This window comes from uncultured Clostridium sp. (genome assembly GCF_947039605.1).
In the GTDB taxonomy this organism is placed as follows: Bacteria; Bacillota; Clostridia; order Clostridiales; family Clostridiaceae; genus Sarcina.
This window is the reverse complement of record NZ_CAMQZG010000017.1, coordinates 17,775-38,580: the sequence shown is the minus strand read 5'-3', so window position 1 is coordinate 38,580 and position 20,806 is coordinate 17,775. Positions and strand designations below refer to the sequence as shown.

The window sequence follows — 20,806 nt, the reverse complement described above, 5'->3', positions numbered from 1 at the left end:
ACAATAGAATCAAATTTTTATTTAGTTTTTACTTTAATTATTTATAAAAAATAAAAGTCGTAGTAAATATGACTCTGAAAAAATTTATTTACATACAATTATTATTTGACAAAAATCGCTAAAAGATTTATCATTTAGACAAATATCAAAATGATAAGAGAGGGTGGTGATAAGGTGTTACATCAAAATACTTTTAAAGCACTATCAGATCCAACAAGACGAGAAATTTTAAATTTATTAAAAGAAGGTAGAAAATCAGCAGGAGAAATTGCAGAACATTTTAATGTGAGTAAGGCTACAATTTCGCATCATTTATCCATATTAAAAAAAGCTGATTTAATATCAGAGGAAAAGGAATGGAAGTTTGTATATTTCACTTTAAATACATCGGTATTTGAAGAACTTATTTTATGGTTATCTATGTTTAATAAAAAGGGAGATGTTTAGAATGGTTAAAAAAAATTTAGTTTATGTTCCATTTATAGTATTACCTCTAATAATTACATTAATATCACTACAATATATGCCAAGTATAATACCAACTCATTATGGAATTAGTGGACAGGCAGACCAGTGGGGGAGTAAATATCAAATATTAATTACTCCAATAATAACATTAGTTTTTTGTGGGATTATAATACCTATATTGAATTGGGCAAATGAAAAAGGTAAACAGCAAAATAAGGATAACAGCAAGATTATAAATGTTACTGCTATAGGAATGGTGGCATTATTTAATATTCTGACATATGTATTTATATATACAAGCTATAATAAGGTTGCTAACATAGGTGGGGATTTTGTAGGTAAGATTCCACTTATAGTTGTTGGATTAATATTTCTTCTAATGGGTAATTATATGCCCAAAGCAAAATCAGGTATGGGAGTTGGAATTAGAACTAAATCTACAAGGTCAGATAGTGAAATTTGGACTAAAACTCAAAGACTTGGTGGGAAATGCATGGTTATATTTGGACTATTATATATCCCGATAGCTGTAATGTTACCAATATATATAGTAACACCAATATTGGTAATAGGAGTATTTATAGCATCAATATATCCTACTATTTATGCAAAAAAATTATATAAAGAAAAGTTTGGAAAGTAGGGATACTTTTATAAAAATAGAAAAACATCTTTAGTACATTGTACTATTAAGGGTGTTAGGTCATATAGTATAGGGAATTAATTTTTGTGAGGGAATTTATATGACAAGTACAGGAAGACTTAAAGTACATTGTTTTTTAGAAGATACTTATATACCTATATCTAATGCTACTGTTAAAATTTTTGAGAGTGACAAAGATTTTAATAATATCAAGGAGATAAAAACTGTTTATACTAATGAGTCAGGATATGTAGATAATATTATTTTAGAATCAGCAGAACCTAATAATGTGAAAATAATGGGTGCAAAACCTTATGGAATATACAATGGTTATGTTTCAAAGGATGGTTATAAGGGGGCAACTATAAAAGGGATTCAGGTATTTCCAGGAAGAAAGGCTATACAGAAATATCATTTAGAAAAAGGGGATGATGGTAAGTGTGCAACTAAAACACTTGTAATACCACAGCATAAGCAAGTTAAACATGGTTGTTCTAAGTGTGATGGTGGTTGCACAAAAGCACAAACTTTAAAGTTAGAGAAAGAACCGGAAAAATATAAAAAAAAATCTAAGAAACATAGAAAAATTAGTAATGAAAGAAATATGAGAGTTCTTGAAAATGTTGAAATTCCACAATATATAACAGTGCATGAAGGAGCTCCAACTAATGCTTATGCTCCAAATTGTACAATAGATTTTGTTGATTATATTAAAAATGTCGCAAGTTCAGAACTTTATGCTACATGGAGTTCTGATGCACTTAGGGCAAATATATATTGTATTATTTCATTCGTTTTAAATAGAGTTTATACAGAGTGGTATCCATCTAGAGGATATAATTTTGATATTACAAATGATACAGCTTATGATCAAGCATTTTTCCATGATAGAACAACTTACAATTCTATAAATACTATTGTTGATCAAATATTTACAACATATATTCAAAGACAAGGACAAGAAGAACCTCTTCTTGCAGAGTTCTGCAATGGTACAACATCAAAGTGTCCTAATTGGCTTAGTCAATGGGGAAGTCAGTATCTTGCAGAGAATGGATACACTCCATATGAAATTTTAACCTATTATTATGGTAGTAATATAAATCTTGTTGAGGCTCAAAAAGTTAATGGTTATCCAGACTCTTATCCAGGTTATCCATTAAGTGTTGGAAGTAGAGGAGAAAATGTTGAAATAATACAAAAGCAGTTAAATAGAATAAGTGAAAACTATCCTGCTATTGCAAAACTTTCAGAGGATGGAATCTTTGGACCAAAGACAGAGGTATCAGTTCGGGACTTTCAACAAATTTTTGATTTACCGACTACTGGGATAGTAAATAGAGCAACATGGTATGCAATTTCTAGAGTTTTTGTTGGGGTAACAAAAGAAGCAGAGTTATTTCAATAATAAAGATGTATAAAATAAAAAACAAAGGTGCTTTCAATTTGAAAGCACTTTTTTAGTATTGCTCTATAATTACAAAAAGTAAGTAATATGAGGCACATACAAAACCAAGATAATCTTTTTCACAATCTTTAAATGAGTAATTATCATTATAGTAATCAAGTAAATCTTTAGTTATTTGTGGGTTTATATATTTTGCTAAGTCATTTGTGTTAGCACCAACAGCTTTTACTGATTTTAAAAATTTAAGTGCATTTTTAAAGTATTCAGTATACTTTAGATGTTCAATTTCATTATTAAAGTTAGAAGTCTTAAAAGTAGTATCTACAATTTCTTTTAAATCATCTTTAGAAAAGTAGTTTCTGTTAGTTTTTGTATCTATGTTATTTTTTGAAAATGCATAGTCTAAAGACTTATCTAGTTCTTTAAATGTTTTATCTGCAAATGTAGAAAAAGCTAATACACCTTCAAATGATAATCTTGATTTAAGTTTTTTTAGAAGTTCTTCAAGGTCTGTAATCCATTGGAAAGTAGCACTTGAAATTATTAAATCAAATTCATCTATAGGGCAGTTATATTCTACATCAGCACAGATATATTCTATATTATTATGGTCTTTAAGCTTTTCTTTACAAGTAGCAATCATACCCTCTGATATATCAAGGGCTGTAATTTTTGCATTTGGAAAAAGTTCTACAAGTCTAGTTGTTAGAAGACCTGTACCACAACCTATTTCAAGTATTTTAGTATAACTCTTTTGAGGGAGTTTACTAATTAAGTGGTCTATCATAGTTTTTTGAACATTAGCATTGTCATCATATGTTTTTGAACCTTTAGAAAAGTTCTTTCTTATATCATCTTTCAATATTAAAATTCTCCCTTCCAAAAAGATAGTAGTTTATTATAGCAAGTTTCTGCATGTGAATAGAAAGGCATGTGAGCACAATTATCTATTCTAAGTAAATTTTTATCTGTATGAATATTGTCTAACATAAAATCTGCGTGAGTAATAGGTGCTATAGTATCATTTTCTCCATGAATTATAAGCACTTTTGATTGTAGTGTAGATAACTTATCTCTAAAATCACTTTCCACTAAATATTTTAGCCCAAATGTAAGATTATTAACCAAAGTAGAATCAGTTTTTAAAGGTTCAAATGGAAAGGTGGGAGTATTATATATAAGGCTTTTGTTAAAGTCATTTAACACAATCTCTGGCTCACTAGCAAGCTTATCTATCATAAAGCCTACAATTCTTTTATTCCAACCCATTTTATAATCTGGTGATTTGCAAAACTTAGGCATTGAAGAGATAAAAGTTATAGAATTTAGCCTATCTTTTAACTCCTTATATGCAGATAGAGTAACAAGACCACCCATTGACCAAGCAATTATTTCAAAGTTATCTAGTGAGTTATCATCTACAAAGTGGATTAGTTTTTTATCAAAATCTATATCTGTATCATTAAAGTCTATATAAAAAATATTATTTTCTTTTTTTAGTAGTGATATAAGTCTTTCAAAGTAAATTTCTCTGCTAGAGAAGCCACCTATTATAAGTATATTTTTCATTTTAAAATCATCCTTTTTTATGCAAAGTAGTTTTAGCTACTTAACTTCGTGTTTAAGTAATATAATACAGTAAATTTACCAATTTTGAATATAGATTTTTAATTTGAAATAAAAAAGATAGGTTTTTATTTGAAGACCTATCTTATAAAAATATATTTAATTTTAGTTTGGTGAGTAGTTACCAGTTAAAGTAACACTATAACTTTTACTTTGTGGAGTATTAGGTTTTGTGATAAATACACCAGTATAAGTGTTGTTAAAAGTATCATTAGGGTCATTAGGATTAAGTAGATATTCACCAGTTTTTTTGCCATTATAAGTTTCAAGCAATCCAATACGATAAGTACTTGATAAATCATAATCGATAGCTAGATTAAAAGTATTAGGATTTCCAGCATAGGATTCTAACCACTTATTATTAAGACTAGGGTTAGCAACTGTAATATTTACAGGTGTTCCAGCTATATTGCAGTGATAGAATGGTGTATAGTCAATTACACTAGAATTTAGTTTAGTTATAATATCAAATTTAAGTCCTGTTACAGCATTGCTACCAACATGCTTAAATGTTCCACTAAGATAAGATTCATATTGGTTACTATGGTATTTGAGGTCCATGGTAGCAGTATGTTTATTATCATAGAACTCATAAAGAACAAAGTTACCATTTCCAGTAGAGCTTATTTTAGCAGTAAAAACTTCATTTAGTTTACTTGTATAATACTCAGGTAAGACTAATTGATTATTTACTATATGAGCATTGTTAAAAGGTAATACTATATTAGTACCTGCTATAGAAGCACTCATATAAGAGCTACCACTTACAATATCAGAAAAATCGCCTGTGCTTTTTATCATATTAGTTGTTGGTGGAGTAGCAGAAGTTTGAACTTTTGTTTTTTGTGAGTTCTGATTAGTAGAACTATTATTAGTATTATTTGTTATATTTTGAGTACTGCTTTCTTTTGTATTTTGAGCCTTAGCAGTAGTAGTTTTATTATTTAAATTAACAGGCTTTGTACTTTCTGTATTTTGAGTGTTAGTATTTCCTGTTGTAGAAGCTTCATTATTAGAATTTATTGTATTATTAGGGCTTACAAGATTATTAGAATTTGTTGTATTAGTACTAGCGTTCGCAGTATGAGAATTCATAAGGTATAAAGAACCTGTCCCAATAACTCCAAGGATTACTATTGTTGCAATTATTGATTTGATTTTCATTGGAATCAACTCCCTTCATTCTTTAAGTATAGAATTTGTTTACAGTTCATAAGATGCATTTCATCTAAAATTTATTGAAAGTTAAATGATATTTAGGATTTTTTTATTAAGAATAAATGATATTTAAAGGTTTAATAGTTTACATTGAAATTAAGAGGTATAAAGTAAGTGGCATGTTAAATAAAATTTATAGAAGGTTAGAAAAAGTAGGAAACTTACAGTGAAAAAATAATATATTAATTATTGTGTAGATTACTTAAAGCAAATTTTTCTAACAACAGAAATTATTTATATTGATTTTTAGGAGATGTAATTAGAGTGAGTCAAACAGTTATAAAAAGAAAAAGAAATAGAAGTGATATCTTAGATGAAAAAAAAGAAGTTTTAAAAGAAAAGAAAATAGCGTTTTTCAATAAAGCGGTTTGGAAGCCTTGGGCTAATGTATTAGGAGTATTAGCCCTCACAGGTGTGATATTCTTGGCTAGTTTGTTTATATAGTTCCCCTTTTCAATGGGAAAGAGTAGATTTAGCAAAGTCTGCTCTTTTTTTTATGCAATTTTTTATGAAATTTTGATTGGTCTTTTTTTAGGTTATTTAGATAGTAATGTATTGCTTGGACAATATAGAAATTTTTTTTATTATTTTCTAATTAAATAATCGGGTGTTTTAAGTTATAATATTAAAAGAAGAACAAAAGATAGGAAGGCGGTGCATCATAATGGAAAGAACAGTTGGAAAAAGAAGCCAGACTAGACAAGCAAAGAGTAAGAAGATTAAAAAAGCTAAAAACCTTGCTTGGGTTAATATTGCTTACATAATAATATTTGCAGCAATAATATTTGGAGCAAGTAAAGTTTTATAAATATATAGCATTAAGTGGGAGAGCCACTTGATATAAAATGGAGGAAATTTAATGAGCGTTTTACATGTACAGAACATGAACCATGGTTTTGGTGACAGAGCCATATTTGAGGATGTTTCTTTTAGACTTTTAAAGGGAGAACATGTTGGTTTAATTGGAGCTAATGGTGAAGGTAAGTCAACATTTATGAATATAATTACAGGGAAACTTATGCCTGATGAAGGAAAAGTTACTTGGAGTAATAAGGTTAGAGTTGGTTATATGGACCAACATGCTGAACTTGTGAAGGGACAGTCTATAAAAGATGTTCTAAGAGGTGCATTCCAATACCTATTTGATATGGAGACTGAGATGAATGGTCTTTATGAGAGAATGGGAGAAATGGATGAAACTGAAATGAATAAAGCGCTTGAGAGAACAGCAGTCATTCAAGATACTTTAGATAATAATGGATTCTATGTTATAGACCCAAAAGTTGAAGAGGTTGCAGCAGGGCTTGGTCTTACAGGAATAGGTCTTGATAAGGATGTTACAAATCTTAGTGGTGGACAAAGAACAAAAGTACTTTTATCTAAGTTACTTTTAGAAACACCAGATATCCTTCTTCTTGATGAGCCTACAAACTATCTTGATGAGGAGCATATTGCATGGTTAAAAAGATATCTTAATAACTATGAAAATGCATTTATCCTGATATCACACGATATTCCATTCTTAAATGATGTTATAAACTTAATATATCATGTTGAGAATAGAGAGCTTTCAAGATATGTTGGAGATTATGAAGAGTTCCAAAGAATCTATGAAGCTAATAAAAAGCAATTTGAAGCTGCTTATGAAAAACAACAAAAAGAAATTGCTAAACTTGAAGATTTTGTTGCTAGAAATAAAGCTAGAGTTGCTACATCAAACATGGCCAAATCAAGACAAAAGAAACTTGATAAAATGGATGTGTTAGAACTTAATGAAGAAAAACCAAAGCCAGAGTTTAACTTTAGAAAAGGTAAAACTTCAGGAAAACTTGTATTTGAAACAACAGACCTTGTAATTGGTTATGAAGAGCCACTTACAAAACCACTTAACATTAAAATGGAAAGAGGTCAAAAGATTGCTTTAGTTGGTTCAAATGGACTTGGAAAATCAACACTTCTTAAAAGCTTAATGGGACTTATAAAGCCTATAAGTGGAGAAGTTGAACTTGGATACTACCAAGAAATTGGATACTTTGAACAAGAAATCAAAGAAGCAAACTATAGAACTTGTATAGAAGAAATATGGGAAGAGTTCCCTTCATGGACTCAATACGAAGTAAGATCAGCACTAGCTAAATGTGGTCTAATGACTAAGCATATAGAAAGTGCAGTAGCAGTACTTAGTGGAGGCGAGCAAGCTAAGGTAAGACTATGTAAGCTAATCAATAGAGATAGTAACATACTTATCCTAGATGAGCCTACAAACCACCTTGATGTTGATGCTAAGAATGAACTTAAAAGAGCTTTAAAAGAGTATAAAGGTTCTATCTTACTTGTATGTCACGAACCTGAATTCTACCAAGATGTAGTAACAGAGGTTTGGAATTGCGAGGAATGGACTAATAAACTTTGCTAAAAATTAACAGAATAATGATTGGAGAGTTAGCTTAAATGCTGACTCTTTTGTTGTATTTAAAGTAAGAAAGGGCATATGAAGAGGTAGAGAGATGAAAGAAGAAAATATAGAAGTTATGATAATGTTAGGAGCAGAATCTGACATAGATGAAATAGAAGAACTTTATAATAATTTGAATGATGTGTTAGAAAGAGGAATAAATTATCCAGGGTGGAAAAAAGGACTTTATCCAGTTAGAGCTAATGCTATAAGGGGAATTAATGAAGGGAATTTATATATTGCAAAATATAAAGATAAGATTGTTGGCTCAGTTATTTTAAATCATGAACCTGAAAGTGGGTATGATAGTGCAAGGTGGAAAACTGCCAATAATTATAATGAAATTTTAGTTGTTCATACTCTTGTAGTAAATCCTAATTATTTTAGATTAGAAATTGGTGAAAGATTAATTAACTTTGGATCTGAGCTTGCTGAAAAACTAAATATGAAGTCAGTTAGATTAGATGTTTATGAGAAGAATAAACCTGCAATTAAACTATATGAAAAATGTGGATTTATTTATATTGATACTGTGGATTTAGGTTTAAGTATTTATGGATTAGATTGGTTTAAGTTATATGAGAAGGTAATGAATTAGTTTCTGGAGTGGATTAATAAATTTTGCTAAAAATTAATAAAATAATGATTGAAGAGTTAGCTTGAAGGCTAACTTTTTTTTGTTGTTAAAAAAAGTTAAATGAGTAATATTTTTTATAGTTTAAAATATATTATTAATATAATAATTTTATAGAGGTACGTAAAGGAGATGCCATTTAGAGATTATATTGAGAATAATTTAAGCGAGATTAATTTGGGAGGAGATAAAGTAGGGAGGCTAGAATCAGATTTACCTAATGATACACAAATAGTAAGACAACTTTTTAAAAATTCAGGAGAATATTATACGGTTGTCATTAGATATCCAATGAAAAGGCTAGTAGTAATAAGTAATCAAGAAATTTATGATATTGGGAAAATAGATATATTTGAAAGATTATTCAATTATTTAGATGCTAATGAGTTATCAATGGAAGAAAGAATAAACCCACAATATATATTGAGATTGGTTGATAATCAAGATGATGTATATGGGAATATAAAAGGTTGGGATATTACAAATTTAGAAATTGTTTATTATATGAATGCTATGCTATTATCTGAAGATCTAAAATATCCTAATGGAAGAGGGCGTCAGTTATTTATTAGTGAGTTTAGGGAACATCAAAATCCTTTTTTTATGTAGGGTTACTGGACAGTAAAATTAGCATAATGCGTATAATATTTTCATTGAGGGAAGTGTTTAAAATCACTTCCTTTTTTTAAAAGGAAAAATTGGAAAAATTAACCATTAGTGATATAATTATTATAAAGAGTAATTAGGTGTAATATTATGTTTGGTGAGTATAATTTATAATTAAGAATATGCTTAGTAGGAGGATTTATGAGGAAGGTAAAGTTGTTTGATAAGCAGTTGTTAAAAGAATACTATGGCATATTATCAGTTTTAAGTTTAATCTGTTCATTTATATTTATTTTTATAGAAGTTCCTACTAGCGACAAAGTTATTGTAGCTGGAGTTTTGATTGTTATACTAGTAGGTATTTATATAGTGCTATGGAGAGGCGCAAATAAGTTAGAAAAGGTTGAAATAAAAATCAATAATTCGGTCATTGAAGTTAAGATAGGAGATGTTTTTCAAGAAAATGGGTTGAAGGTAATAGCTTTTAATGAGTACTTTGATACAATTGTAGATAATAAAATAATTTCAGAGAAATCACTTAATGGCTTGTATATAAAAAATATTGTGAATGATATTGATAAACTTGATAGGTTAATCGCAGATGATGATGAATTAAAAGATAAAATTGAAGAAGAAAATACTTCTAGAAGAAGAGGTAAAAAAATAAAGTATAGGTTAGGGTCAATTGTAGAAGTCAAAGAGTATTTATTAATAGCATTTTCGAAATTTGATAATAGTAACAGAGCATATTTATATATGTATGATTACATAAATTGTTTAATGATTTTTTGGAATGAGATAGATAGGATTTATGCAGGAAGATCTGTTTCGATTCCACTGTTAGGTTCTGGAATTACAAGGTTTAAAGAGTATGAGACAATATCACATCAAGAGCTTTTAGAGCTTTTGATATGGTCATTTAAGGTAAGTAGGGTGAAGTTTAATTATCCATCAAAAGTAACAATAATAGTTCATGAATCACAAAAAGATAAAATTAATTTTTATAGATTAAAAGGTATTAAATAATTTAACTGGGGAGGTATTATTTATGACACGTAGAACTAAAACTTATATAGCCGGTGATTGGACAGGAGATAAAGATGCTGTTGACCAATTACATAAATGGAATAATAGTGGGTATTGGGGATTATCATTTAATGATGCTCATGAAATAACACAGTCTAGCGATAATAGCAAAAATTGTAGTATTAAAGCTTCACTTAGGACAAGGCTTGATATATCAAAGACATTTGTGCTTATTATAGGAAATGGTACTAAATCACGTAGAGCAGGAGAGTGTAATTACTGTTTTAAAAATAATGAGTGTGGAAGTTCTAGTAATAAGAGCTTTATTGAGTATGAATGTGCTAAGGCTATACGTGATGGAATAAGGATTGTTGTACTATATAAGGCAGCAACAGTTGATAAAAGTAAATGTATAGAAATCCTAAAAAATGAAGGTACTCATGCACCTATGTGTTACCACAAAGATGGTAATCTTTATTGGGATTATCAATCAGTAAAAAATGCAATAAGTTAAAGGTAAAGATAGAAAGTATATAACTAAATATTTAAAAATAGGCGCAATTGTGCAAGTTTTAACAATAAATGTTAGAAATTTTTTAGCTAAGTAGTTGATATAATTAAAAAAGAAATATAATTGAAAGTCTTTCTTAAAGGTATGAGTACTGGGGAATTAAATTGGTATAATTAATCAAAATAATGATTAGAGAGTTAGCTTGAATGCTAACTCTTTTCTGAAGAATAGTGAGACAATATTGTATTATAGAATTTAATATTATGAGGTGAAAAAATGGGATTTTCAAAAAAAGTGAAAGAACAGGCATTTTTAAAGTGTAAAAGACATTGTGTGTTATGCGAACAAAAAAAAGGTATTAATATGGAGTGTCATCATATAAAACCACACGCGAAGGGTGGGCCGGATACATTAGAGAACTGTATTCCGGTATGCTTCGATTGTCATGCGATAATAGGAAGTTATAATTCTGAACATCCTAAGGGTAATGGATATTCAGAGAATGAATTAAAGGGAAGACGGGATGAGTTTTATGAAAGAGTAGCTAACAATGAATTTCCACAAAGAAGTATATTAAAAGACATGAGTCAAAATGTTAAAAAAAGCGATGAAAAAATATATGAAGAAGTAAAGGACATATTTAAAACTGGAAATTTAGAATATTATTTAACTGAAGTTGATTTAGGAAATGATTTTGATAATAAAGAGTTTAGACCACTTTCTGAACTATCTAATTTAGCAAGAAATCCAGAATATGAGTTTATTGATAGCGATTTAAGGGGAGCTATGAATAATTTAATTAATGTAATTAATAAATTTTTACTATATAAAGGTAAAAATACATTTCCAACTTCTTTAGGAACACAAGCAATAAAGACTTGGAAAAATTATAAATACACTCCAGAAGAATCAATGAAAATAAATAATAAATTTAATGAGTTGGCAGATGAAGTATGGGCGAATTATTGTACTTTTGTAAGAGTATTCAAGTCAAAAGAATAAAAAAATTAAATAGGAAAAGAGTTTTCAAAAGTAAAATTACATTTGAAAACTCTTTTCCTATTTAACTGTATTTAAATACATACTCATAGCTCTATCAAGCATTTTAGAAATTGGAATACCAGTTTTTTCTGAGTAGCCTTTCATTTCATAATATATCTTATTATCCATAGCACTCCCGATAGGAGTTCTATTTTTTAGATAAGTTTTTTTTATTTCAGCCATATAATCACCTCTAAAGGTAGTATTGACCTAATTAAGGATTTTTATAACAAAATATTTTTATATTTTATAAATTTTAGTAATAATTATCATTATTTTTGCGAATACTATTAGCATCAATTTTTATTGGGAGATGATGTATATGATTAAACGATTAGTGGATAACATTAAGGATAATGTTATAAAAATAAAATGGAAGGGAGAAGATGTTTGGGTAGCTATGGAGGTAGCAGAGTGTTTAGGTTATGAAAAGCCTTCAAAAGTAGTTAATTATTTTTTATTATCTAGTGGATTAGTTGAGAAGCTAGATTACATAACAATTTCTCGAAATGATTTAAGAGAATTTAAAGATACATTGGTATCAATGGGGATAAGTAAATTTAGACAATCACCAAAATTAGTTTTATTTTATGAAAGTGGATTAATTGAGTTTTTAGGTTATAGAAATAAGATTACTATTGAAGAAATTAGATATATATTTGGGAATGAGCAAGAAGAGGAAAGTTTAAGTATTGAAAATGGAGTGAGTGTTAAATTCTTTGAAGATTATGAAATACATACTTTAGTTTTGAATGGAAAACAGTGTTGGATAGCTATAGACATAGCTAAGATCTTAGGATATAGTGATAGAACTAAAGCAGTTGGTCAATGTATAGTGCGTGAGGATTTTAAAAAAGGGTTAGATTATGACGTACTTAATCCATCTGAGATAAAAGTAATCCTAGAGCGTAAGGGCGATACGCCCTTACGCTCTAGAAAAGCTATAAATAAGTTAACTATTTTTTATAAAAGAGGACTGTTAGGATTTATAAATTATGCTCATATGCCTATTGGGAAAGTATTCAGAGAATGGCTTAGAGATGAGGTTTTTGAGGAACTTATAGATATGGAAATTGGAGAAACTGCTAGTGAAAATAGGTTTAGTATTAAAGTGGATAACTTATCTAAAAATGAAGAAAGTAATCTAGAGAAGTTAGATGGAAAATTAGATTTAGGTAATCTATTAAGTCTTGTTGATAGAGTTCTTAGTGAAACAGATGAAAGAAAATTAGGTTATTTAGATTCTATATTCAAAAACTTATAGATAGTAAACACCTACACTTATTAAAAAGTGGAGGTGTTTACTATCTATTTAGTGTCTTTTTTATGGTAAACATATCTTGAAATTTAGTTTTGAGTAAAAATAAACTACTAAGCAATTTTAGTAGTTTTTAAAATATGTATTCTATTTTTTCTCATCTAAATATGTTGTAATAGCAAGATCTAAAATCTTTGATATTGGTATATGTGACTCTTTAGAGTATGTTTTCAATCTTTTAAATACTTCATTATCAACAGCACTACCGAGTGGTGTTCTGGTTTTAAGTCATTTCTTGGCATTTTTATCACCTCATTTCTATTATTAACAAAATTTATTTTTTTATAACCTCTAGAAACTGATAATATTTAGAATTTTGGTAATACTAGTATTAATTTCAATTTTACTAGGAGGAGAATTTATGAAAAATGATTATGTTGATTTGCTAACAGAACTAGCAATAAAAATGAAATGGAAAGGTAAAGAGTTTGGGTAGCTAAGAAAGTAGGAGAAGTATTGGGTTATGAAAATCCATCTAAGGCAGTGAATTACTTTTTAACTGCGAGTGGATTACTTGAAAATGAGGATTATATAGTTTTATCTAAGAATGATTTGAGAGAGTTTAAAGATAGATTATTAGCTATGGAAATAAATGAGTTTAGACAATCACCAAAGTTAGTTTTGTTTTATGAGAGTGGATTAGTTGAGTTTCTTAGATATAGAAATAAGTTAACTTATGAGGAAGTTAGATTACTTTTAGGAGATAATACAGAGCGTGATAATTTTTATGAAGCTAAAAATAAGAATATAATGGTCAAAAGTTTTAAAGGCTATAAGATTTTCACATTCAGATGGAAGGGGAAACTTTGCTTTAGAGCTATTGATATAGCTAGTGTTTTAGGGTATCAAGATGAATCTAAAGCAGTATCACAATGTATAATAGCAGAAGGATATGAAAGAGAAAAAGATTATGATGTCTTAAATGCAAGGGAAGTAAAAGAACTTATCCAAGGAACGGATTCTACACCCTTTGCCTCCGGAGAACTTATAACACATTTAACTATTTTTTATAAAAAAGGTTTACTTGGATTTATAAATTATGCTGATATGCCAATAGGAAAAGAACTTAGAAAATGGCTTAGAGATGAGGTTTTTGAGGAACTTATAGATATGGAAGTTGGAAATACTGTTAGTGAAAATATATTCAGTATTAAAAAGGATAACTTATCCGAAGAAAAGATATATAGTGAGAAAAGTATGGATAACTTATCAGAAATTATAGATTTAGTTAATTTGGTAGATAGAATTATAGATGAAGATAATCCTATTAAAGTTGCTTATATAAGTAAACTTTTGAGTAGAATATAGGTACATATAGATAAAGTTAGAGTTGGTGTAAGAACTAACTCTTTTTTGATTATTAAATAAACTTTAGGAGTAAATATAATATGGTTTATATCTTATATAATCTTAGTTATAATGAAAATAAAAAGTAAAATAAGTTAAATATGGGGGAATTAATATGTTAGATAAAAGAGTAGAGTTATATGATTTGTTTTTAAGTTACACATATAAAGATGTTATGGAGCTTTTAAGAAAAGCAAATAGTAAGGAAGAAAAAGATTTCTATGCTAAAGTTTCAGATATAATCCTTCAAAGGGAGCAAGAAAGGGTAATGGGTGAATAGCATGAAAAGTTATACTGTATTTGGTGGAGTTAATGGTTCTGGTAAAACAACAATGTACAAAGCTATATATTATCCTTTTAAAAAAGATGAGAAAAGAATTAATACAGATGAAATGTTGGCAAGTATAGGTTCATGGGAAGATGATAATCTTCAAATGAAGTGTGCAAAAGAAGCTGTTAAGCTTATAAGAAAATATTTTTCAACGGGAATATCATTTAATCAAGAAACTACATTATCAGGAAAAAGTATAGTTAGGAATATTAAAAAAGCTAAAGAGTTAGGATTCTTTGTTGAGATGAATTTCATTTGTACAGAAAGTCCAGAGATTTCAAAGAAGAGAATTAGAGAAAGAGTTTTAAAAGGTGGGCATGGTATACTAGATAAAGCTGTTGAAAGAAGATATGTTGAATCTTTGGAAAATTTAAAGCTAGTAAAAGATATTTGTGATGTTATTAATATTTATGATAATACAAATAAATTTAGATTAATTGCCATTAGTGAGAAGGGTTCACTTACTTGGATCGGTGAAGAATTACCAAATTGGTACAAAATTAATCTCAAAAATGTTATTACTGAATAATTTGAAGCGTGCAACATAATGAAAAAAAGTTATTGAAATATGGAGAGTGAAAATGTACGGTATAATGCAAACAGATATATTTCCAGAAGAAACGTTCAAAGAAATATTAAGTTCGAGAAATGAATTTCTCTCACAAAGGTCCCCAGGGCGCTGAGAAAAGACTGGAAGTTTAGTAATAGACTCAAAGTTAATGGGCACGAGGTAAGAAAAGTATAATGGGAATAGCACGGATTGCCTTATGAAAGTACATAGAAATTATAGGTTAAATAAGAATTGAAAGGGGGTGTCGCACTAATTATTTAGTGCGACACCTTCTTTATTTATAAAATATAATTTTTATAGTGATATATTCACAAATGGTATTAAAGATAAATAAAATAAGGGGGCAATTGAAATAACTATAAGAAGGATAGAGATTCTAATGTTTTTCCAAGTTCTTTTTTTAAACACTAAAAAATCAATGAAAATTTTTATATATATGAGGACTGCATATACAAAAAGGATTTCAGAAACTCTTATATTATTTATATTAGTTACTCTGAGTGGAATTATTAAATTTTTTGGATAATTTAAAATTTGATAACCTTTGTAAATTAATGCTATAGCCCATAAAATTAGAGGTATTATACTTAAGAAAAAAAGTCGTTTATATTTTTTAAAGAGAGCTTTTCTTTCAGCAATTGTTTGATATCTGGGTTCTAATAGTAAAAAAAGTATAATTAAAAATGGTATAGTTATAACTGCTGCCAAGTCCATTACACGGTTAGCCCAATAAAAAGTGTTTTTAATTATAAATATTGGTTTGCTTTTAAATATATATGATATTTGAAGTCTTTGTCCAATTGTAAATTCCTTTGAGCTATAATTTACAGGGCTTCGTGTCAGAATAACTTCTTTCCCACTTATGATTGTTTTTACAGTAGGTGTATAATTATATGTTTTTTCACTTGATTTGCTTAAAGTATTAGCATCTGACAAGGTATAGCCTGTTATCGTAGCGATAGCCTCTATACCGAAAGTACCAATAAGTATACTACTGAAATATGACTTTCCAAACCCAATTATCAGAATCAATAAAAAGAGTATAGAACCTATAATTGAAAGTTTTGAAGGTTTATTTTTAGGTGAATTATTTATTTTATCATTTATTATAAGGGACACCTTCTTTCATCATATAAATATAAGTTTTATTTAGTATACTTTATAAAGAAGGAATTGTCTTAACATAGAAATTTATATAATGGAATAAAAGTATTTATACAAATAATAAATGGTAAACAAAATAGCTTTAAATTTGTAATAATCTGAAACTTTAGAGCAGTAGGTAAGAAAATAGTATTAAAGTTGTTTATGTAAGCAAACTTCTGAGTAGAATATAGATAAATAAAATAACTACCACATCAGAAAAATATATTTTCTGATGTGGTAGTTATTTTTAAAAGCTACTTGCAAATTCTTTATGCTTTTGTTTGTATGACTCTGAAAATTCAGTTCTATCTTTGATAATGCAACTGATACGAGCAAAGTCTTCAGGACTAATCAATGTTTTGTTTTTGTAAGGAGTTAATTCTTTTTCTAGGTCTTTAAGGTTTGTTACAATACTATCACTTTGTCCTGTTAGTTCAATATTAACTTTTTTTTCACCAGAAAAGACTATGACTGATTTTACTGGTAAGTTTTTAATATTTAAGTGAGTTTTCAGGGTTTTTATATGTGCTTCATTTTGCTTTATTGGGTTATAAGGTTTAGAAGAAGCTGCTTTGTTTCCGTAAATAGGAGTGATTGTTTTATCTGCAAAATCACCTTTTACTGATGTGCAATTCCAAGCTTTTGATTCTATTACATAAACTCCTGATTTATCAACAACTACTATATCAAGTTCATTACTACCTATATCTACATTTGAAGGATAAGGGTTTTCAGGTGTTGCAACAGGGATTTTAGAGAAATAAGCATTTCTGTAAATATGAGCATTTTCAAATATATTTTGAAGTGTAACTTCAGTTTTTAACTCACCTACATCGCCTTTTCTTTTTTTTGTTTCTTCATCAATAGTTTTGTTTGATGTTGGGTTCAGTTTTCTTTTTTCTATTTCTATTTCTTTTTGCTTATTTGGTAAGTTGGTAAAGGTATCTTTATTATGGGCAATTGAAGTTTTTTTGTACCTTTTTTTATATTTCTTCTTGTATTTTTTCTTGAGTGTTTTATTGTTAATGGGTTTTGTAATTTTAATGATAAATAGTAATACGACTGTATAAGCAATATATACTATCCAGTTAGAAGCTGGAACAGTACCTCTCATAAATATCCCAAGTGTTATAAGAGCTACTATATTCATAAATAAAAGGATTTTACAAATAATTCTAATGAATTTTTTCATCTTTGGTAATCACCGACTTTCATTTTTTTTATAACAGTTAATTTTAACATTATATAGGCTGAGGATAGAATCAAAACAGTTACTTCAAAAATGAAATATATTTGAAAATCTTTACTTTCGAAGGAAGAAAAAGGTTGCTTATATAAATAAGCTTTTAGGAAGAAGTTAAATAGTGTTATCTTGTTTAAAAAAATAAAAATGAGTATAAGAGTACTGGTGAGTTGGTGTAAAACTAACTCTTTTTTAGTTGCTTTTAAATATGTTATTTGTTAGTAGTATCTTTGTAGTTTTTGCTGAAAAAAAGAGTGTTAAATTTAAATAAAATATTTATTAGATTAAGAAAGGATGGTTGAAATAAATTCAAATAATAATAAAAGTGTTAATAGTGAAGTTAATACTAATAATAACTCAAATACAAAGAATGTAACATCTAGCAATAGTAATACTCAAACAGAAACTCAAAGTAATATAAATAATAAAAATTTGAATAATACTACTCAAATACAAAATAATGAATCTATAAATAAAAAAAATAACAATAGTGAAATAAATTCAATGAATAATAAAAGTGGTTCAATTGAGTGGATATTAGGAGAAAATGAGAATTCGGTTCCTAGTACAATTGTTATAAAAAATAACACTGGAGAAAAAATTCCACAACAAAAACTTATAGAGTATATTAAAGAATGGATATTAAATGCTCAAGTGAATTATAGTCAAGGATTTTTCGGCTTATAGTAATTAAACACCTACATTTTTCATAAGTGTAGGTGTTTAATTTATGTTTAGAGTTTTTTGTGGATTTAATAAGCAAATAAAGATGAGTTAGAAGCTATAGCACCTTGTAGTCTTTCCATATATATCGCTGTAAGTTTTGCAAGTTCTTTTGGAGATTCTTTGAAATCTTTTCTTACCCATGTTTGTAGTACATTCCAAAATCCACCTGATATAAATTTTAAAAAGTATTCTATTTCTGGAGTTTCTTCTTCATCACCTTTCATTAATCTTCTTAAGTCTTGCATGTAGATATCATATTTATAATTTAAAATACCAAATAAATTTCTTTCAAATAAAAGCTTTAAAAAATCTTTTCTATCATACCAGAATTGGATATAAGATTCAGATATTTCGATTGGTTTAATCACTTTATTTAATACCCCAGTGCTTGTGAATTCTGAAAGTTTTAAATCAATAGAACTTTTGATTACATCTTCTTTATTATTAAAATTCCTGTAAAATGTTTTTCTTGCGACTTCTGCTTTGCTACAAATTTCTGTTATTGAGATGCTATCAAATTCTTTTTCTTTTAGAACTTCTAACATAGCATTTGATATACGCTCAATTGATTTTTTATTTCTATTTTTAACTCCATAATTTTCCATGTTACAGATTCCCCTTTTTGTGTAAGTTTCATTAATTAGTTGACTAAGTATTTTTCATTAATTATAATTGAAAATATCAAAAGACACAAATGTGACAGTTTGGTTAAACTGCATATAGAATTGGAATGTTTAAATATTTTGTGGACAAGCAGTAATAAGCTATCTATTTAAATATTTTTTAAACTAAGGAGGAAGACAAATGAAAAAAGCATCAACTAAACTTGCTATGATAGTTTTCCTATTAGGTATTGCAATGGGAGCGCTAGACTCAGGTATAGTAGCCCCTGCTAGAAATATTATTGCAGATGGACTACATGTTAGTCAGTCAGCTAGTATATGGATGATAACAATCTATACACTTGCATTTGCAGTATCAATGCCTATTATGGGAAAACTTTCTGATAAGTTTGGAAGAAAAAAGATTTATATGATTTCAATAGTATTATTTGCTATCGGATCACTGCTATGTGGATTATCTAATATATTTGAAAGTTACCCTATGTTTCTTTCATCAAGAGTTATTGAGGCCATTGGTGGTGGGGGAATTATGCCTATTGCTACTACTTATATTGGAACATCTTTTCCACCAGAGAAAAGAGGGTCAGCACTTGGTTTTATAGGTGCGATATTTGGAATATGCACAGTTATTGGACCAACACTTGGTTCAGCTATTCTTGGAGCATTTGGAGACCAAAACTGGGGAATATTATTCTTTATAAATATACCTATAAGTATAATTGTTATAATTCTTGGATTAAAACTAGATGAGAGTAAAGCAGTTAATAGTGGAAAACTTGATATTTTAGGTTCACTTTCACTTGGTATTTTAATACTTTCACTTATGTATGCATTAACAAATCTAAAATTTGATGATTTATATACATCATTAACATCTAAAGATGTACTGCCTTATCTTATTATATTTGTTATAAGTATACCTATATTTATATTTATAGAGAAGAAAGCTCACGACCCTGTTCTTGACCTTTCATATTTCACTAATAAAAATATATTAATAACATTAATTGTTAGTTTAATTGTAGGGGCTGGACTTATGTCACTTGTATTCTTGCCACAATTCAGCGATAATGTTCTAAAACTTCCATCAGGAACTGGTGGATACTTCTCAACAATATTTGCTGTGTTTATGGGAATATCATCAGTTATTTCTGGTAAGCTTATAGATAAAATTGGTGCTAAAATAGTTCTTATTATTGGATTTGTAATTTCAATAACTGGATGTATGTATTTTGCTTTTATAACAGCAAGTTATCCAGACCTTATTAATTTATTAGTTGGGATAGCTATACTTGGTTCAGGGTTTGGATTTACATTTGCAACACCACTTAATTATCTTATGATGGCTCTTGTACCAGAGGAAAAAGCTACAATGGGACAATCAACAGTAGCACTTGTACGTTCAATAGGAGTTGCTATAGGACCAAATTTACTTGTTAACTTTATATCTAATGCAGCTCAAAAAGTACCAACAAAACTTATGAGTGTTATGCCAAAGCTTCCAGAGCAATTTGCACATCATTCAGCTAATATGTTTAGTGGGGCTGCTAGTTCATTCCAAAATGCATCTGCTAATAATATATTTAGTTTAATATATAATATGACAAGTAAGCAGTTTAATATAATAGGGCAACATATGGGGAATAATCCTATGTTCACAGAGTTTAAAACTTCTTATCTTCATAAACTTGCAGGTTCAAAAGATATTATTACAAGTACATTCCAAAGTACGCTTAATAAAGGATACGGAGAGATGTTTCTTGCTTCAGCAGTATTTTGTATTATAGCATTAGTAATATCAATTTTCTTATCAAGCAGAAAGAATTTAAAAGTGAAAAGTATATGAGTTATTTAAATTGTTTTAG

Annotated in this window: 24 protein-coding genes and 1 pseudogene; 17 read left to right on the top strand and 8 right to left on the bottom strand. The window is 28.3% G+C overall.

What is annotated here, in order from left to right; translation table 11 throughout:
* Positions 1-174 precede the first annotated feature (174 nt).
* The 3 genes from Q0V24_RS08145 (at position 175) to Q0V24_RS08135 (ending at position 2,519) form a co-directional block, all read left to right on the top strand.
* On the top strand, positions 175-447 hold the full coding sequence (locus Q0V24_RS08145) for an autorepressor SdpR family transcription factor (RefSeq protein ID WP_297520287.1): 273 nt from the start codon (positions 175-177) through the stop codon (positions 445-447).
* A gap of 1 nt (position 448) precedes the next feature.
* A complete protein-coding gene (locus tag Q0V24_RS08140; RefSeq protein ID WP_297520285.1) occupies positions 449-1,111 on the top strand; it encodes an SdpI family protein in 663 nt (220 codons plus the stop codon).
* Positions 1,112-1,211: 100 nt separating this feature from the next.
* On the top strand, positions 1,212-2,519 hold the full coding sequence (locus Q0V24_RS08135; RefSeq protein ID WP_297520283.1) for a peptidoglycan-binding protein: 1,308 nt from the start codon (positions 1,212-1,214) through the stop codon (positions 2,517-2,519).
* Positions 2,520-2,571: 52 nt separating this feature from the next.
* Here the strand turns inward: Q0V24_RS08135 and bioC are convergent, their stop codons facing one another.
* The 3 genes from bioC to Q0V24_RS08120 form a co-directional block, all read right to left on the bottom strand.
* The gene (bioC, locus tag Q0V24_RS08130; RefSeq protein WP_297520281.1) at positions 2,572-3,381 is read right to left on the bottom strand and encodes a malonyl-ACP O-methyltransferase BioC; all 810 of its coding nucleotides are present in this window, start codon (positions 3,379-3,381) and stop codon (positions 2,572-2,574) included.
* 2 nt (positions 3,382-3,383) lie between these two features.
* The gene (locus Q0V24_RS08125; protein ID WP_297520279.1) at positions 3,384-4,088 is read right to left on the bottom strand and encodes an alpha/beta hydrolase; all 705 of its coding nucleotides are present in this window, start codon (positions 4,086-4,088) and stop codon (positions 3,384-3,386) included.
* Positions 4,089-4,250: 162 nt separating this feature from the next.
* On the bottom strand, positions 4,251-5,309 hold the full coding sequence (locus Q0V24_RS08120; RefSeq protein ID WP_297520277.1) for a hypothetical protein: 1,059 nt from the start codon (positions 5,307-5,309) through the stop codon (positions 4,251-4,253).
* Between the two features lie 318 nt (positions 5,310-5,627).
* Here Q0V24_RS08120 and Q0V24_RS08115 point away from each other — a divergent pair, with 318 nt between their 5' ends.
* The 8 genes from Q0V24_RS08115 (at position 5,628) to Q0V24_RS08080 (ending at position 11,597) form a co-directional block, all read left to right on the top strand.
* Positions 5,628-5,807, top strand: a complete 180-nt coding sequence (locus Q0V24_RS08115; RefSeq protein ID WP_297520275.1) for a hypothetical protein — start codon at positions 5,628-5,630, stop codon at positions 5,805-5,807.
* A gap of 220 nt (positions 5,808-6,027) precedes the next feature.
* Positions 6,028-6,171, top strand: coding sequence for a hypothetical protein (locus Q0V24_RS08110; RefSeq protein ID WP_297520273.1), 144 nt, complete (start codon positions 6,028-6,030; stop codon positions 6,169-6,171).
* 51 nt (positions 6,172-6,222) lie between these two features.
* Positions 6,223-7,779, top strand: coding sequence for an ABC-F family ATP-binding cassette domain-containing protein (locus Q0V24_RS08105; protein WP_297520271.1), 1,557 nt, complete (start codon positions 6,223-6,225; stop codon positions 7,777-7,779).
* Positions 7,780-7,870: 91 nt separating this feature from the next.
* Positions 7,871-8,416, top strand: a complete 546-nt coding sequence (locus tag Q0V24_RS08100; RefSeq protein WP_297520268.1) for a GNAT family N-acetyltransferase — start codon at positions 7,871-7,873, stop codon at positions 8,414-8,416.
* Between the two features lie 168 nt (positions 8,417-8,584).
* Positions 8,585-9,061: a hypothetical protein gene (locus tag Q0V24_RS08095; protein ID WP_297520265.1), complete on the top strand. Its 477-nt coding sequence runs from the start codon at positions 8,585-8,587 to the stop codon at positions 9,059-9,061.
* A 198-nt stretch (positions 9,062-9,259) separates the two neighbouring features.
* Positions 9,260-10,084, top strand: a complete 825-nt coding sequence (locus tag Q0V24_RS08090; RefSeq protein WP_297520263.1) for a macro domain-containing protein — start codon at positions 9,260-9,262, stop codon at positions 10,082-10,084.
* Between the two features lie 22 nt (positions 10,085-10,106).
* Positions 10,107-10,598, top strand: coding sequence for a molecular chaperone Tir (locus Q0V24_RS08085; RefSeq protein ID WP_297520261.1), 492 nt, complete (start codon positions 10,107-10,109; stop codon positions 10,596-10,598).
* A 273-nt stretch (positions 10,599-10,871) separates the two neighbouring features.
* On the top strand, positions 10,872-11,597 hold the full coding sequence (locus Q0V24_RS08080) for an HNH endonuclease signature motif containing protein (protein ID WP_297520259.1): 726 nt from the start codon (positions 10,872-10,874) through the stop codon (positions 11,595-11,597).
* Positions 11,598-11,654: 57 nt separating this feature from the next.
* On the opposite strand, the gene Q0V24_RS08075 is transcribed toward Q0V24_RS08080, so the two are convergent.
* On the bottom strand, positions 11,655-11,819 hold the full coding sequence (locus tag Q0V24_RS08075; protein WP_297520257.1) for a ribbon-helix-helix domain-containing protein: 165 nt from the start codon (positions 11,817-11,819) through the stop codon (positions 11,655-11,657).
* 139 nt (positions 11,820-11,958) lie between these two features.
* On the opposite strand from Q0V24_RS08075, the gene Q0V24_RS08070 reads away from it, so the two are divergent.
* A complete protein-coding gene (locus Q0V24_RS08070) occupies positions 11,959-12,900 on the top strand; it encodes a BRO family protein (RefSeq protein WP_297520255.1) in 942 nt (313 codons plus the stop codon).
* Between the two features lie 141 nt (positions 12,901-13,041).
* On the opposite strand, the pseudogene Q0V24_RS08065 reads toward Q0V24_RS08070, so the two are convergent.
* A pseudogene (locus tag Q0V24_RS08065) lies at positions 13,042-13,161 on the bottom strand (ribbon-helix-helix domain-containing protein); the annotation flags it as partial.
* 249 nt (positions 13,162-13,410) lie between these two features.
* Between Q0V24_RS08065 and Q0V24_RS08060 the strand changes: the two are divergent.
* The 3 genes from Q0V24_RS08060 (at position 13,411) to Q0V24_RS08050 (ending at position 15,161) form a co-directional block, all read left to right on the top strand.
* On the top strand, positions 13,411-14,262 hold the full coding sequence (locus Q0V24_RS08060; RefSeq protein WP_297520254.1) for a BRO family protein: 852 nt from the start codon (positions 13,411-13,413) through the stop codon (positions 14,260-14,262).
* Positions 14,263-14,416: 154 nt separating this feature from the next.
* A complete protein-coding gene (locus Q0V24_RS08055) occupies positions 14,417-14,581 on the top strand; it encodes a hypothetical protein (RefSeq protein ID WP_297520253.1) in 165 nt (54 codons plus the stop codon).
* Position 14,582: 1 nt separating this feature from the next.
* Positions 14,583-15,161, top strand: coding sequence for a zeta toxin family protein (locus Q0V24_RS08050; protein WP_297520251.1), 579 nt, complete (start codon positions 14,583-14,585; stop codon positions 15,159-15,161).
* A gap of 336 nt (positions 15,162-15,497) precedes the next feature.
* On the opposite strand, the gene Q0V24_RS08045 is transcribed toward Q0V24_RS08050, so the two are convergent.
* Both Q0V24_RS08045 and Q0V24_RS08040 read right to left on the bottom strand, forming a co-directional pair.
* Positions 15,498-16,322: a hypothetical protein gene (locus Q0V24_RS08045; RefSeq protein WP_297520249.1), complete on the bottom strand. Its 825-nt coding sequence runs from the start codon at positions 16,320-16,322 to the stop codon at positions 15,498-15,500.
* A 274-nt stretch (positions 16,323-16,596) separates the two neighbouring features.
* Positions 16,597-17,541, bottom strand: coding sequence for a nuclease-related domain-containing protein (locus tag Q0V24_RS08040; protein ID WP_297520247.1), 945 nt, complete (start codon positions 17,539-17,541; stop codon positions 16,597-16,599).
* A 345-nt stretch (positions 17,542-17,886) separates the two neighbouring features.
* On the opposite strand from Q0V24_RS08040, the gene Q0V24_RS08035 reads away from it, so the two are divergent.
* On the top strand, positions 17,887-18,279 hold the full coding sequence (locus tag Q0V24_RS08035; protein ID WP_297520245.1) for a hypothetical protein: 393 nt from the start codon (positions 17,887-17,889) through the stop codon (positions 18,277-18,279).
* A gap of 65 nt (positions 18,280-18,344) precedes the next feature.
* Here the strand turns inward: Q0V24_RS08035 and Q0V24_RS08030 are convergent, their stop codons facing one another.
* Positions 18,345-18,923 (bottom strand): TetR/AcrR family transcriptional regulator, encoded by a 579-nt coding sequence (locus tag Q0V24_RS08030; protein ID WP_297520243.1) that lies wholly within the window; start codon positions 18,921-18,923, stop codon positions 18,345-18,347.
* Between the two features lie 199 nt (positions 18,924-19,122).
* On the opposite strand from Q0V24_RS08030, the gene Q0V24_RS08025 reads away from it, so the two are divergent.
* On the top strand, positions 19,123-20,787 hold the full coding sequence (locus tag Q0V24_RS08025; RefSeq protein ID WP_297520241.1) for an MFS transporter: 1,665 nt from the start codon (positions 19,123-19,125) through the stop codon (positions 20,785-20,787).
* The last annotated feature ends 19 nt before the right edge of the window (positions 20,788-20,806 follow it).